The organism is Mycobacterium attenuatum, assembly GCF_900566085.1.
Lineage (GTDB): Bacteria > Actinomycetota > Actinomycetes > Mycobacteriales > Mycobacteriaceae > Mycobacterium > Mycobacterium attenuatum.
In genome coordinates this window covers 44,868-57,693 of sequence record NZ_UPHT01000088.1, presented here as the reverse complement: position 1 = coordinate 57,693, position 12,826 = coordinate 44,868, and the positions used below count along the sequence as shown (strand labels likewise).

The following is a 12,826-nucleotide window of genomic DNA, read 5'->3' as shown; positions in this document are numbered from 1 at the left end:
GTTATAGCCCTTGCCGCCGGTGCCGCCGGCACCGCCGACGCCTCCGGCACCGCCGACGCCGCCCGTGCCCCACAGCCCGGCCGAGCCGCCGGCCCCGCCCGCCTGACCGGGCGCCCCGGAGCCGCCGGTGCCGCCGTTGCCCCACAGGATTCCACCGGCGCCGCCGGCCTGGCCGGTCCCTGGCGCCGCGTCGGTGCCGTTACCGATCAGCGGGCGCCCCAGCAACAAATTTGTGGGCGCGTTGATCAGGCCGAGAACATCGTCCGCGAGCGTCTGCAACGGCGATACATTAGCGGCCTCGGAGGCCGCATACGCGCCGCCTGCACTATTCAGCGCCTGCGCGAATGCGTTGTGGAACGCCGCCGCCTGGATGCTGAGCGCCTGGTATTCCTGCGCGTGGCCGGAAAATAGCGTCGCGATCGCGGCTGACACCTCATCAGCTGCGGCGGCCAGCACTTGAGTGGTCTGAGCTGCGGCCGCCGCATTGGCAGCGCGAAGCGACGAGCTGAGGCTAGCCACATCGGCAGCGGCCACGGAAAACATGTCCGGCGCTGCGATCACATACGGCATGGTTAGCTCCTAAGAGGCCATCCGTCGACCCCCGAAGGAACTCACATCATATGCACAATGGACGCAGAATTTTCGGGTTTTGAACGCAAAGGTGACGGCACCGGCGGCGCCACGCATCGGACGGGATCTCGGGGGCTTTTCCGCGCTGCGCGCGGCAGCAGCGTGACGGTGCTAGTTGTCCGCTTGACCTGGTTGGCCGGGTTGGCCGGGTTGGCCGGGTTGACCGGGTTGGCCTGGTTGACCGGGTTGGCCGCCGGCTCCCGCAGCTCCCCCGGGGCCGCCTGCTCCACCCTTACCGGGTTGACCGCCGGGGCCCGGTGCTCCACCCATCCCTCCGTCGCCGCCTCGGCCGCCTTGGCCACCGGGGCCGCCGGCGCCGCCCCGGCCGCCTTGACCGCCTTGACCGCCAGCTCCACCTCTGCCCCCGGCACCGCCTGCACCACCTCGGCCACCAGCCCCGCCAGCCCCGCCGGGCTGGCCGGGTTCGCCGGGCTGGCCGGGTGACCCCGCCGCGGGCGTGTTGCCGGTCATATTCGGCGGGCCGATTCTCGGGTCGGGCAAAGGGACATCTGTCTGCCTTTCTGAGCGCCGCCGGGTTTTCTACGTTCGAGTCAAACTACCCGAGCTGGCGGACGATTTGCCATCAAATGGCGGGCCGCCGCGGCTGGACTCAATTGCCCGTTGACCGGCAGTGCCAGCACCGCCGTGGGTAATGTTCATCGCCCGCACGGAAACGTCCCGGCGCTCGGTGGGTGATTGCCGCTGGCCGCCGCGCGAGAATGTGTCGATGATCGACATCATCGACATAGAGGTACTGCAGGCCGACGTCACGAAACTCGAACTCGACGCGATCACCAACGCGGCCAACACCCAGCTTCGCCACGCCGGAGGCGTCGCGGCAGCCATCGCCCGCGCCGGCGGGCCAGCGGTACAGCGTGAATCCAACGAGAAAGCGCCCATCGGGCTTGGCGAGGCCGTCGAAACCACGGCTGGCGACATGCCGGCGCATTATGTGATCCATGCCGCGACGATGGAGCTCGGCGGTCCCACGTCGGCGGACATCATCGTCCGTGCCACCACGTCTACTTTGCGCAAGGCCGACCAGCTGGGTTGCCGCTCACTGGCTTTGGTGGCTTTCGGCACCGGCGTCGGCGGCTTTCCGGTCGAGGAGGCCGCGCGGCTGATGGTCGACGCCGTTCGTCGGCACCAAGCGGCTTCGCTGCAGCGGGTGGTGTTCGCCGTTCACGGCGACACCGCCGAGCGAGCGTTCGTCGCGGCAGTGCAGGCTTACGACGACAGGTAATGCTCGACGGAAGCGACCTTCTGCGTCATCGCGTCGACGGCCCCCTGACGCCAGTCCACCTTGATCACGGTGCTGATCCGAGGCGCACGGGCGGCCACGGCCTCCACCGCGCGCTGCACCACCGCCATGACTTCATCCCAGCTATCGCCTTCGATCTCGGTGAACATCGAATCCGTCTTATTCGGCAGCCCCGAATCCCGCACCACCCGAACCGCTTCGGCGACGATCTCGCCGACCCCCTCCCCCACACCGAGGGGGGTCACCGAAAACGCGACGAGCACCGACATGACACGAGCCTACCCAGCAACGTAGCGGCCAAAGCCGGCCTGGCAGCATTGCGCCCATGAGGGTTCTGGTGCAACGGGTTTCCTCAGCATCCGTGGTAGTTGACGACGAGGTCGTCGGCGCCATCCGGCCGGAGCGGCAGGGCCTGCTGGCATTCGTGGGTGCGACCCACGCCGACGATGCCGGCAAGGCGCAGCGGCTGGCCGAAAAGCTATGGAACCTGCGGATTCTCGATGACGAAAAGTCCGCGTGCGAGATCAACGCGCCGATCTTGGTGATCAGCCAGTTCACCCTTTACGCAGACACGGCCAAGGGCCGGCGGCCGTCGTGGAACGCCGCCGCACCCGCCGCCGCGGCCGAGCCACTGGTGCAAGCGTTCGCCGACGCGTTGCGCGGGCTCGGCGCGCATGTGCACACCGGAGTCTTCGGTGCCCACATGTACGTGGAGCTGGTCAACGACGGCCCGGTGACGGTAATGCTGGAGCTTTGATACGAGAGGGCTGCCCGTGACAGGACCGGAATTCGGAGCGCTTCGCTCCGACGACGATCAGTGGGACATCGTCAGCAGTGTGGGATACACCGCGCTCCTGGTCGCGGGGTGGCGCGCGCTGCATGCGGTGGGCCCGCAGCCACTGGTCCGGGACGAATACGCGCGATCCTTCGTCACCGCCTCGGCGGACCCGTATCTGACCGGGCTGCTTGCCAGCCCGGCAACCTCCGCCGACCAGACGGCGTTTCCCCGCCTCTATGGCGTACAGACCCGGTTTTTCGACGACTTCTTCCGGTCGGCGGCCGAGGCCGGCGTTCAGCAGGCGGTGATCGTCGCCGCCGGCCTGGACTCACGCACTTACCGGCTTGACTGGCCTGCCGGGACAACGGTTTTCGAGATCGACTTGCCCAAAGTCCTGGAGTTCAAAGCGCAGGTGTTGGCTCGGCACGGCGCCGAGCCCAAAGCCCACCGAGCCGAGGTCGCCGCCGACCTGCGCACCGACTGGCCGACGCCACTCAAAGCCGCCGGCTTCGATCCGCGACAGCCCAGCGCCTGGTCGGTGGAGGGGCTCTTGATGTACCTGAACGGCGACGCGCAAAACCTACTCTTTGCAAGGATCGACGAACTGTCGGCACCCGGCAGCCGAGTTGCCGTGGGCGCCTTGGGCACCCGCCTTGACCATCAACAGCTCGCCGCTCTGGAAGCCGCCCATCCGGGGGTGAATCTGTTCGGCGAAGTGGATTTCTCGGCGCTCAGCTATGACGACAAGACCGACCCGGCACAATGGCTGGCCGCCCGCGGATGGGCCGTCGAGCCGGTCCGCAGCACGCTCGAGTTGCAGGCCGGCTATGGAATGACACCCCCGGATGTGGACGTCAAGGTCGACAGTGTCATGCACTCCCAATACATCACGGCTACTAAGGCCGGAGCATGACCTTCACATTGTCGCCCGACCGAGACCCCGCTATCGCATAGCCCTGGGCCGCTTCGTCCAACGGCAGTGTGGTGGTGAAGATCCCATCCACGTCAAGACGGCCGGACTGAAGCAGCGCAATCAACTCCGGCCAGGTGCGCTGCACCGGCGCGATCGTCAGTCGCAGGGTGATGCTGCGCAGCAAACACGCCAGCGCCGGCAGCGGAAACGGCTGCAGGTCATGGACCCCGACAACCGAGACGGTGCCACCGGGCCGCACCGCGCTGAGTGCGTCCGTCAGCGACGCGTCGGTGCCGACGGCGTCGATCACCGAGTCGGCTCCACGGCCACCCGTCGCGGCCAGAACGGCCTCGACCGCCGGCGAGCCGACCGGCGTCGCACCCCATGCCGCGGCCCGGCCCAGCCGCCCGTCAACCCGATCCGCAGCGAAAACCGTTGCCGCGCCTTGGAGGAACGCGCAGCGCAGCGCGCACAGCCCCACCGCGCCCAGACCGATGACCGCCACCGTGCCGCCGAACGGGATGTCGGCCCGGCGGGCGGCCGCCCATCCCGTGGCGAGATTGTCGGTGAGCAGCAGCGCCTGCTCGGTGGTGATCCCGTCGGGAACCTTGAGCACCTGGAAGTCAGCGGCAGGCACCGCCAGCAGGTCGGCCTGCGCGCCGCCCAGCGCACCGGAGCCGAAAACCTGTGGGCCCAAACGACATCTGGCCGGGTCGCCGGTGGCGCATCCCTCGCAGCCGCCGCAGCCGGCCACCGAGGACACCATGACCTGGTCGCCGACCGCGACGGTACGCACCTGCGGTCCGGTTTCGACGACAGTGCCGACCGCCTCGTGACCGAGGGCCACGGGCGCGGCAAGTGGATACTCGCCGTCGTAGAAGTGCAGATCGGAACCGCAGATGCCGGCAGCGCCCACCGCGACGATGATTCCGTCGGGCCCGGTAAGCGCCGGGTCCGGACGGGTGTCGACCCGGACGCTTCCCGGCCCGTCGATGACTACCGCGCGCATGTCGAAGTGCTCACTTTCTCTGTCGCAGCACGAATTGCGACCAGTCCGGTTCGCGTACCGCGGCCCAGTACTGGCTCAGGCGCCACGGACTGACAGTGTGGATTTCCCCGTCGGCGTTCTTGAAATAGGAGTGTTTGACGGCCGGATGCGACCACACCATCTGCTGGATTTCGGCCTGCGTGCGCTGATGCCAGTCAGCGGCGGCTTGGGCCGTCGGCTCCATCGAATGCACGTTGCTGGTGATCAGGTGTTCCAGGCAGCGATTGATGTAGCGCATCTGGAGTTCGGACTGGAAGATCAAGCTGCCGCCATGGGCCAGATGAGTTCCGGGCCCGTAGATGAGGAAGAGATTGGGAAAGTCCGGAACCGTGATGCCAAGGTAGGCGCAGGGCCGGGCGCCCCACCTCTCGCGCAGGTCAATGCCGTTGCGGCCCACGATCTTCAGCGGCCACAGCACGTCGGTATGACGGAACCCGGTGGCATACACGATGACGTCGGCGCGGTATTCGTGGCCGTCATCGGTGACGATCCCGTGACGGGAGATCCGCCGGATCGGCGCGCGGATCAGTTCGACGTTGTCCCGCTTCAGGGTCTGCAGCCAGCTGCCGTTGTCCTGCAAAGTTCGCTTACCGGTGGCCGGATAGTCGGGCATCACCTTGGCCAACAGCTCGTGGTCGTCGCCGACCTGGCCGGTAATCCACTGGCTGAACATCATCCGGGCGGCGGCGTTCATCTGGCTGACGGCATAGTCCTGATCAGCGTAATCCGGGTCGGTCCGCGCCGCGTCGAGACCCTTGTCGGCTCCCGGCCACAGCAGCAGGAATCGATACCACCGGCCATAGAACGGCAGGTGCCGCGTCGCCCAGCGCACGCCGTCGCCCACTTCGTCGTGATACATCGGGTTGGGGAACATCCATTGGGCGGTGCGCTGGAAGACGGTGAGACGCTCGACATCGCCGGCGATCGCCGGCGCGATCTGAAAGCCGCTGGCACCTGCCCCGACGAGCGCAACGCGCTTGCCGGTCACGTCGACGGAGTGATCCCAAGCCGCGGAGTGAAACGACGGCCCCTCGAACGTGTCAGCACCGTCGAATGACGGGATATGCGGTCGGTTCAGCTGACCGACCGCGGTGATGACAGCCCGCGCACTCACGCTGGTCTGGCCGTCGGGCGAGCCCAGCAAGACACTCCACATGCCCTCGGCGTCGTCCCATTCGGCCGCCAGCGCTTCGGTGTTCCACCGCACGTGCTCGGCGACGCCATACTTGTCCATGACCTGCGTGAAATAGTCTTGTAGTTCGCCCTGTTCGGCGAAGAAGTGTGTCCAGTCGTCGTTGGGTTCGAAGCTGTAACAATAGAAATGGTTCGCCACGTCCACGCGGGCCCCGGGATAGGTGTTCTCCCACCAGGTTCCGCCGGGGCCGGCGTTCTTTTCCACGATGGTGAAGGGAATGTTGGCCTGTTTCAATCGGATTCCGGCCAGAATTCCGGATTCCCCGCAGCCGATCACGATCACCGGCAGCTGAGCCGCGCACTCGGACGGGATAGGTTCCGGCCGGCGCGGGTCGGCCCGGTCGAGATCCATCTCTTCCAGCACCAGCGGCAGGTAGTCGTCAGGAACGTGTTCGCAGGCCGCCCAATCCATCATCTCCCGGATCAGGTCGATGCTCAGCGGCTGGGGTTCGGGGCAGCCGCGATCACGATACTGCGAGATCACGGCGAGGCCTTCGGTGCGGGCACGGGCCTTGTCCTCCTCCGACATGAACCCCTGGACTTCGTTGAGGAAGAGCCCCATCGGCTTGAAGTCCCGGATGAAGCGGGGATCGCCGGTGATATGCACCAGCGACAGCAACAGCGTCGGGATGCTGACGTCCTCGAGCGCGGACGCGATCTCCGGGGTGGACGTGGTGAACGGCAGCCCGGCATACCCGCTGCGCATCGAAGCCGATCCTTTCGTGCGATCTCAATTACGATACTGGCAGTTTCGTAATTGCCGGCACTACGCTACCGCGCACAACCGCTCCGGATCAAGAGTGCCGGGGCGTGCTGCTGAACCAATCTGGACCGCGAACTCCTACGGCGGGAACTCGCCGTACAATTCAATGCGGGAAATTGCGGAGGGGCCCCGTAGTCGCTATGCTTCCGCGCATGTGTGCTGGCGACATATTATGTCCGGACGTCGCGGAAAATGACAGTAAAATGAAATTTGATCGAGACCCGACGAGAAATTTTGCGGGCGATTTAGCCGGGCCGGAGTGTCAAATTCACGGCGGGGCGGATACAAGGCGTGATACTTCGCTAACGAATGTCGTTGATGACAACGATGACTTCGCGGTCAACCCCACTGACCAGTTGCGGAAGAACTTGCCCTTGTACGACGAGCTGCTTGACTTGACGAAGACGGATCCCGGTAAGGCTTATTACTGGTCGGGGCGCGACGCCCATGGAGTTGGCGTGGGGCCCGATGGTTCCAGAATTGCCGAGCGTTTAGCAGCTGAAGCAAATGCCACGACACTGAAAATGCTGCTGGAGCGGCGAGGAATGGCGCCGGTTCCGGGATGGGACGCAGCCTTTCCGGATACGATCAGGTTCTGGGACGAAGCGGCCAGAGCCTATGCGGAGAACGCCGCCGGCACGGTAACGGCGATCGTGGGATGCGATGTCCGTCCCGACAATATTTGGCAGCGCGTCGAAATTCCTCGGCTTAGGAGCAATCCGAACGTCACCCGAATAGTACAAATTGACCCGGATTCACGCGTGTCGACCGTTATTTACGAGCGGACGCCAACGGCGCGTCCAAGGATGCCGGCGGTGGTGTTCCGATTAATCGACATGGCATTCGGTCGCCGGATGAGCCGATTGCTCGATGGTCTGAGTCGGTCGGCTTGAGATATTTGCTTGGCTTTCGGGCAGGGGCGTGGGTGGCTACCCGGCAGTATGCGTCGGGGCATACGTGCGCGGGCGAGAAGGCACGAGAAGGCACGAGAAGGCACGAGAAGGCAATGGTCACCGCAGTGATGGAGCCATGACGTGACGGCGCTTCTGGTCAATCCTCCCGGTGTTCGCGCCAATGGGCGCTCTTACGTTGGCGCACAGAAGCTTTGGGGTCCGTGGGTGTATTCGTCGATGCCCATGGAGCACCTGGGGATGATGTCGATCAAGGCCTACGCAGCCAGTCAGGGGCTTGATATCGCGACCGTCAACGGGTTGGTGGCCGGCCATGTGGGTGTGGAGCAGACGTGGCAGGCCATGCACGACGTTGCACGAGTGGCCGGCACGCCGGGGGTTGTCGGGTTTTCCTGCATCGACACATTTGCCGAGGTGGTGTGGTTGGCGCAGCGGGCGCGCGAGAGTTGGCCGGGTGTGCAGATCGCGCTGGGCAATGCGATCGCCACGCTGAACTACGAACGTATTTTGCGCCAATATGACTGCTTTGACTTCGTGGTGGTGGGTGACGGGGAAGTCGGATTTACCCGGTTGGCTTCGGCCGTGGCCAACGGCGACGAGATAGCAGATGTACCGGGAGTGGCGCGCCGCGATGCCCAGGGCCAGATCGTGTGCTCACCGTCGGCGTTGATCGACCTTGATCGGCTGCCTCGCGCGGCTCGCGAGGAATTGCCGACGGTGCTCGACGACGGGTTTTCGGCCGCCGTTTTCACCACTCGCGGTTGCCCGTATCGGTGCACGTTTTGCGGGACGGGAGCCACGTCGGCGCTGCTTGGCCGCAACAGTTACCGGGCTAAGTCGGTCGATTCGGTTGTCGACGAGATTGCGTATCTGGTGTCGGATTTCGATATCAATTTCGTGTCGATCACCGACGATTTGTTTGTCTCCAAGCATCCCGGTTCGCAGCAACGTGCCGCCGAGTTTGCCAACGCGATTCTGCGTCGAGGCATCGGCGTCAATTTCATGATCGACATCCGGTTGGACTCGGTGGTGGATTTGGACGTGTTCAGGCATCTTCACCGAGCGGGTCTGCGCCGGGTGTTCGTCGGGCTGGAGACCGGCTCCTACGACCAGCTGCGCGCCTACCGCAAGCAGATCATCAACCGCGGCCAAGACCCCGTCGACACCATCAACGCCTTACTGCAGGTGGGCATCGACGTGATCCCGGGAACCATCATGTTTCACCCGACGGTGCGCCCCGAGGAACTGCGCGAGACGGCACGCCTGCTGCGAGCCACCCAGTACCGGCACCCGTTCAAGTTCCTCAGCAAGGTCACTCCGTATCCGGGAACACCGCTGTACCAGGCGTATTCGGCCGCGGGTTATCTCGACGACGAATGGCCGCTGGGCCAATGGGAATTCGCCGACCCGGAGGCGGCGCGGGTCTACGCCGACCTGGTGGCCCGCATCGCGCCCGACGCGGACATCAGCTTCGACGAGGCGGAAGCATTCTTCCTCGCCCGCCTCGACGAATGGGACAACACCGCCGTGGATGGCGAAGCTCTTCGCTGCTGAGGTGATGGGTGCCTACCGGCCCAGCGTCGAGCAGGCAGGGGTGCAACTCGAGACGCTACTGGGATTTGTGCGATACGTCGGCGACCAGGCCGCCGTCGATGACGAACTCGGCCGCGGTGGCATATGACGACTCGTCGCTGGCCAGGAACAGCACGAACGCCGATACCTCCGCAGGTTCGCCGGGACGTCCGAGGGGAATGTTGAGCATATCCGGGGGCAGTTTGGCGGTCATCGGAGTTCGGATGAAACCCGGATGGATGGAGTTGACCCGAATGCTATTGGGCGCCAACTCCAATGCTGCGGACTTGGTCAGGCCGCGCACCGCCCACTTCGAGGTCACGTACCCGTGCACCCACGCCGCACCGCGCAGCCCCTCGATGGACGAGATGTTGATGATCGAGCCGCCGCCGGCAGCGATCATCGGATCGACCACCGCCTGGATGCCCAACAGGGTGCCGGTGACATTGACGTCGAGGATCTGTTGCCACTTGCTCAGGTCGAAAGTCTTGAGCGGACCGTAGTTGATGATCCCGGCGTTGTTGACCAATACGTTCAGCCGGCCGAACTCCCCCACCGCGGTTGCGGCCGCCGTCGTCCACTGCTCCGGTTTTGTCACGTCCAGATGCACGTAGCGCGCCGACCTGCCCAACTCGTCGGCCAATGCGCGGCCTTCGTCATCGAGGATGTCACCAACCACCACCCTGGCGCCCTCGGCGACCAGCAACCGGGCATGCGAGGCCCCCATCCCGCGAGCGCCGCCACTGATCAGTGCAACCTTGTCGTCCACCCGGCCCATGACGGGTCAGGCTACCGCAGCACCTCGTGGCCATAGAACCTGTTCTACTGCGCCGCGATCCGGCACGCGAAACAATGAACCGACGCACGGGCCGCCGGCGGCCGGTGCAGTTTGGCACCCGGAGGTGAATGAGCGTCGTGGCCCCGCTACTCACGGCCTGCGGCGGGTTCTTGCTCGCTGTCTTGTGGATGGACCTGATTTTCGACGTCCAAGTGCTGCGGTACCCACGCGCGAGCGGCGACCTGCCCGAACCGGTGCTGGCGTCGATTGCGGCCTACTACCACCGCGCGACGACCACGTCGCGTCCGATGAGCCGGCTGATTGCTCTGGTCATGTTGACCTTGGTGGGCGGACTGGTGTTCGAGGCCATTCACGGCGACCAACCCGGTTGGTTGTCAACGGCATCGGCCGTTCTCGCCGGAGTTCCGGTGGGGCTGGCCGCGGTGCACACGGTTCCATGCGCGGTTCGCCTCGGAAAGCGCGTCGACAGCTCGGCCCAACAGACCCGTCTTGCGCGGGCCGTCTGCCGCGATCACCTCGTCTGCGTCGGTTGCATGTTTGCGTTCCTGCTGCTGTGGCTGACATACAGCCTCACGCACTGAACGGCCCTAGTCGCGGGGTGCGGCGGCACCGTGGTGGCCGTGTCCGCAACGCCCGTACTAAACTAGAACACGTTTCAATTCGGCGAGGGGCCCAGGAGCAGGCATGCACACCGCCATATGTGACCAACTTGGCATCGAGTTTCCGATCTTCGCATTCACTCACTGCCGCGATGTCGTGGTCGCCGTCAGCAAAGCCGGCGGGTTCGGCGTACTCGGCGCCGTCGGCTTCACGCCCGAGCAACTGGAGATCGAACTGACCTGGATCGACGAGCATATCGGCGACCATCCCTACGGCGTCGACATCGTCATTCCCAACAAATACGAGGGCATGGACTCGCGTCTATCGGCCGAGGAACTTGCCGAGACGCTGCGCAAAATGGTGCCGCAGGAGCACCTGGACTTCGCCAAGAAGATCCTCGCCGATCACGGTGTCCCCATCGAGGACAGCGACAAGGACAGCTTGCAGCTGCTCGGCTGGACCGAGGCGACGGCCACCCCGCAGGTCGAGGTGGCGCTGCAGCACCCGAAGGTGGCAATGATCGCCAACGCCCTGGGCACCCCGCCGGCCGACATGATCAACCACATTCACGAATCCGGCCGCAAGGTCGCGGCGTTATGCGGCTCGCCCTCACAGGCCCGTAAGCATGCCGATGCCGGCGTCGACGTGATCATCGCCCAGGGCGGCGAGGCCGGCGGGCACTGCGGCGAGGTTGGCTCGATCGTGTTGTGGCCGCAGGTGGTCAAAGAGGTCGCGCCGGTGCCGGTCCTGGCAGCAGGCGGTATCGGCAGCGGCCAACAAATCGCGGCGGCCTTGGCTCTGGGCGCCCAGGGCGCCTGGACCGGCTCGCAGTGGCTGATGGTCGAGGAGGCCGCCAACACCCCGGTTCAGCAAGCGGCCTACGCCAAGGCGACCAGCCGCGACACCGTGCGCAGCCGGTCATTCACCGGCAAGCCTGCGCGCATGCTCCGCAACGACTGGACCGAGGCATGGGAGCAGCCGGACAACCCGAAGCCGCTCGGAATGCCGTTGCAGTACATGGTGTCCGGTATGGCGGTGCGAGCCACCAACAAGTACCCGAACGAGAGCGTCGAGGTCGCGTTCAATCCCATCGGGCAGGTGGTCGGTCAGTTCGGCAAGGTCGAGAAGACCGCAACCGTCATCCAGCGGTGGGTGCAGGAGTACCTTGAGGCAACCAACCGGCTCGACGAGCTCAACGCCGCCGCGACCGTCTGAGAGGCCTTGAGCCGTCCAAGCGCCGGCTAATCCAGGTCGTTGTCCTTGCCGGTGAATACTTCCTTGACCCGGTCGACGGCATGCGTCGCGATGTCGATCGAGCTCTGCACGATGCCGCTGGCGCCCCCGGCGATGTCGCCGCGGATGATGTCGCCGGCGTTTTCGACGATGTCCGACGCCTTCTCGACGGCGTTGGTCGCTATGTCCTTGGCAGCATCGACTGCATCTTTGGGATTGATGGCCATCGGAGGCTCCTCATTTCGTTGACGGGATGCTTGATATGACTGTAGACCCGGTGAGCGCAGGGCTTAGTAGTCGACCAGCGTGCGCCAGTAGTGCTCCGGAATTTCGCTGCCGGACCGCAATACGCGTGCCAGCCCGACGGCCATCGCAATGCCGAGCAGTCCCAGCCATAACCCGGCCAGCGCGATCATCCACCATAGGAGGGCGGTGACGGCCGGCCACGGCGACACCAGCGCCAGCACCGGCGCAAAGAAGAAGCCGGTCCCGACGTACCACGCCGAACCTGCGCGATCCGACGCCAGGACAAACCGCAACCAGCGCGGTATCGGTGACTCAGTTGGTTTGCGGTCGGTCGTCATTGCGTGGAATCAGTCGGTCATCCTTCGGGAGGGAAGAACCCGGCCCCGGTGAACCACCCGGCTTGCCATCCCCGCGCTCCCAGGCACAGCATCGGCAGGCCGTCGGGCGTTTGGGCCGCCGCCTGCGGCCCAGGACAGGGGGCACCCGCCTGCTGCACGCCATACAGCGGGTAGGAGATCACCCAGTAACCGGTGGTGGCTGCCGGGAACTGGTTCGGTGGCGGGAAATGACAGGCTTCGGCCTGGCCGCTGGTGCCGCGGCCGAAGATGAAGCGTTCGTAGTTGTCACACGGCGCGCCCAACGAGGCGTCATAGTTCATTCCCGGCACGTCACCCTCATAACGCCCGTTGTCGGCGCCGGCGACCGGTGCAAGGCCGATCGCGGCACCAGCGATCGCAGCGGCGGCCAGCAGTTCCCGAATCATGTCAACCCCTTCATGCCCTCCATGCACCGGCGAGTTCACCACAGCATAACGATTGTGGCCCAGCCCACAACAGCTGTCACAACCCGCACCGGTCTCCTCGTTACCGCGCGGATGA

The 12,826-nt window shown here is 65.3% G+C and carries 16 protein-coding genes; 8 read left to right on the top strand and 8 right to left on the bottom strand.

Features of this window, described 5'->3' with window-relative positions; all coding sequences use genetic code 11:
- Window positions 1-570 (bottom strand): PE family protein (locus EET13_RS14810; RefSeq protein WP_136623164.1); only part of this gene is annotated, 570 nt, incomplete at its 3' end.
- Between the two features lie 57 nt (window positions 571-627).
- Here EET13_RS14810 and EET13_RS30915 point away from each other — a divergent pair.
- Window positions 628-1,074: a hypothetical protein gene (locus EET13_RS30915; RefSeq protein ID WP_211189073.1), complete on the top strand. Its 447-nt coding sequence runs from the start codon at window positions 628-630 to the stop codon at window positions 1,072-1,074.
- 283 nt (window positions 1,075-1,357) lie between these two features.
- Window positions 1,358-1,873: a macro domain-containing protein gene (locus tag EET13_RS14805; protein ID WP_211186438.1), complete on the top strand. Its 516-nt coding sequence runs from the start codon at window positions 1,358-1,360 to the stop codon at window positions 1,871-1,873.
- Here EET13_RS14805 and EET13_RS14800 read toward each other — a convergent pair.
- Entirely contained in the window at window positions 1,858-2,160 is a 303-nt protein-coding gene (locus EET13_RS14800) for an MTH1187 family thiamine-binding protein (protein ID WP_122442999.1), read from the bottom strand. The two genes, EET13_RS14805 and EET13_RS14800, sit on opposite strands and share 16 nt — an antisense overlap.
- A gap of 56 nt (window positions 2,161-2,216) precedes the next feature.
- Between EET13_RS14800 and dtd the strand changes: the two genes are divergently transcribed.
- Window positions 2,217-2,648, top strand: coding sequence for a D-aminoacyl-tRNA deacylase (gene dtd, locus EET13_RS14795; protein WP_122442998.1), 432 nt, complete (start codon window positions 2,217-2,219; stop codon window positions 2,646-2,648).
- A gap of 16 nt (window positions 2,649-2,664) precedes the next feature.
- Window positions 2,665-3,582 (top strand): class I SAM-dependent methyltransferase, encoded by a 918-nt coding sequence (locus EET13_RS14790; protein ID WP_122442997.1) that lies wholly within the window; start codon window positions 2,665-2,667, stop codon window positions 3,580-3,582.
- On the opposite strand, the gene EET13_RS14785 is transcribed toward EET13_RS14790, so the two are convergent.
- Window positions 3,566-4,591: an alcohol dehydrogenase catalytic domain-containing protein gene (locus EET13_RS14785; RefSeq protein ID WP_122442996.1), complete on the bottom strand. Its 1,026-nt coding sequence runs from the start codon at window positions 4,589-4,591 to the stop codon at window positions 3,566-3,568. The two genes, EET13_RS14790 and EET13_RS14785, sit on opposite strands and share 17 nt — an antisense overlap.
- Window positions 4,592-4,601: 10 nt before the next feature.
- On the bottom strand, window positions 4,602-6,530 hold the full coding sequence (locus EET13_RS14780; RefSeq protein WP_122442995.1) for a flavin-containing monooxygenase: 1,929 nt from the start codon (window positions 6,528-6,530) through the stop codon (window positions 4,602-4,604).
- A 209-nt stretch (window positions 6,531-6,739) separates the two neighbouring features.
- Here EET13_RS14780 and EET13_RS29880 point away from each other — a divergent pair, with 209 nt between their 5' ends.
- Window positions 6,740-7,480: a hypothetical protein gene (locus tag EET13_RS29880; protein WP_136623162.1), complete on the top strand. Its 741-nt coding sequence runs from the start codon at window positions 6,740-6,742 to the stop codon at window positions 7,478-7,480.
- Between the two features lie 141 nt (window positions 7,481-7,621).
- Window positions 7,622-9,052 (top strand): B12-binding domain-containing radical SAM protein, encoded by a 1,431-nt coding sequence (locus tag EET13_RS14775; protein WP_211186437.1) that lies wholly within the window; start codon window positions 7,622-7,624, stop codon window positions 9,050-9,052.
- 55 nt (window positions 9,053-9,107) lie between these two features.
- Here the strand turns inward: EET13_RS14775 and EET13_RS14770 are convergent, their stop codons facing one another.
- On the bottom strand, window positions 9,108-9,848 hold the full coding sequence (locus tag EET13_RS14770; protein WP_122442993.1) for a glucose 1-dehydrogenase: 741 nt from the start codon (window positions 9,846-9,848) through the stop codon (window positions 9,108-9,110).
- 137 nt (window positions 9,849-9,985) lie between these two features.
- On the opposite strand from EET13_RS14770, the gene EET13_RS14765 reads away from it, so the two are divergent.
- Window positions 9,986-10,450, top strand: coding sequence for a hypothetical protein (locus EET13_RS14765; protein ID WP_122443006.1), 465 nt, complete (start codon window positions 9,986-9,988; stop codon window positions 10,448-10,450).
- A 103-nt stretch (window positions 10,451-10,553) separates the two neighbouring features.
- On the top strand, window positions 10,554-11,684 hold the full coding sequence (locus tag EET13_RS14760) for a nitronate monooxygenase (RefSeq protein ID WP_122442992.1): 1,131 nt from the start codon (window positions 10,554-10,556) through the stop codon (window positions 11,682-11,684).
- A 26-nt stretch (window positions 11,685-11,710) separates the two neighbouring features.
- On the opposite strand, the gene EET13_RS14755 is transcribed toward EET13_RS14760, so the two are convergent.
- The 3 genes from EET13_RS14755 to EET13_RS14745 form a co-directional block, all read right to left on the bottom strand.
- Entirely contained in the window at window positions 11,711-11,929 is a 219-nt protein-coding gene (locus EET13_RS14755) for an Rv1893 family protein (protein ID WP_122442991.1), read from the bottom strand.
- 63 nt (window positions 11,930-11,992) lie between these two features.
- Window positions 11,993-12,286 carry a hypothetical protein gene (locus EET13_RS14750; protein ID WP_122442990.1) on the bottom strand — a complete coding sequence of 98 codons (294 nt, stop codon included), beginning with the start codon at window positions 12,284-12,286 and terminating at the stop codon, window positions 11,993-11,995.
- Between the two features lie 17 nt (window positions 12,287-12,303).
- Window positions 12,304-12,711 carry a hypothetical protein gene (locus EET13_RS14745; RefSeq protein WP_122442989.1) on the bottom strand — a complete coding sequence of 136 codons (408 nt, stop codon included), beginning with the start codon at window positions 12,709-12,711 and terminating at the stop codon, window positions 12,304-12,306.
- Window positions 12,712-12,826: the final 115 nt, after the last annotated feature.

Bases quoted from the DNA above. Each gene is read 5' to 3' on its own strand.
- EET13_RS30915 (WP_211189073.1), top strand. From the start codon at position 628: ATGGACGCAGAATTTTCGGGTTTTGAACGCAAAGGTGACGGCACCGGC.
- EET13_RS14805 (WP_211186438.1), top strand. From the start codon at position 1,358: ATGATCGACATCATCGACATAGAGGTACTGCAGGCCGACGTCACGAAA.
- EET13_RS14800 (WP_122442999.1), bottom strand. From the start codon at position 2,160: ATGTCGGTGCTCGTCGCGTTTTCGGTGACCCCCCTCGGTGTGGGGGAG.
- dtd (WP_122442998.1), top strand. From the start codon at position 2,217: ATGAGGGTTCTGGTGCAACGGGTTTCCTCAGCATCCGTGGTAGTTGAC.
- EET13_RS14785 (WP_122442996.1), bottom strand. From the start codon at position 4,591: ATGCGCGCGGTAGTCATCGACGGGCCGGGAAGCGTCCGGGTCGACACC.
- EET13_RS14780 (WP_122442995.1), bottom strand. From the start codon at position 6,530: ATGCGCAGCGGGTATGCCGGGCTGCCGTTCACCACGTCCACCCCGGAG.
- EET13_RS29880 (WP_136623162.1), top strand. From the start codon at position 6,740: ATGTGTGCTGGCGACATATTATGTCCGGACGTCGCGGAAAATGACAGT.
- EET13_RS14770 (WP_122442993.1), bottom strand. From the start codon at position 9,848: ATGGGCCGGGTGGACGACAAGGTTGCACTGATCAGTGGCGGCGCTCGC.
- EET13_RS14760 (WP_122442992.1), top strand. From the start codon at position 10,554: ATGCACACCGCCATATGTGACCAACTTGGCATCGAGTTTCCGATCTTC.
- EET13_RS14755 (WP_122442991.1), bottom strand. From the start codon at position 11,929: ATGGCCATCAATCCCAAAGATGCAGTCGATGCTGCCAAGGACATAGCG.
- EET13_RS14750 (WP_122442990.1), bottom strand. From the start codon at position 12,286: ATGACGACCGACCGCAAACCAACTGAGTCACCGATACCGCGCTGGTTG.
- EET13_RS14745 (WP_122442989.1), bottom strand. From the start codon at position 12,711: ATGATTCGGGAACTGCTGGCCGCCGCTGCGATCGCTGGTGCCGCGATC.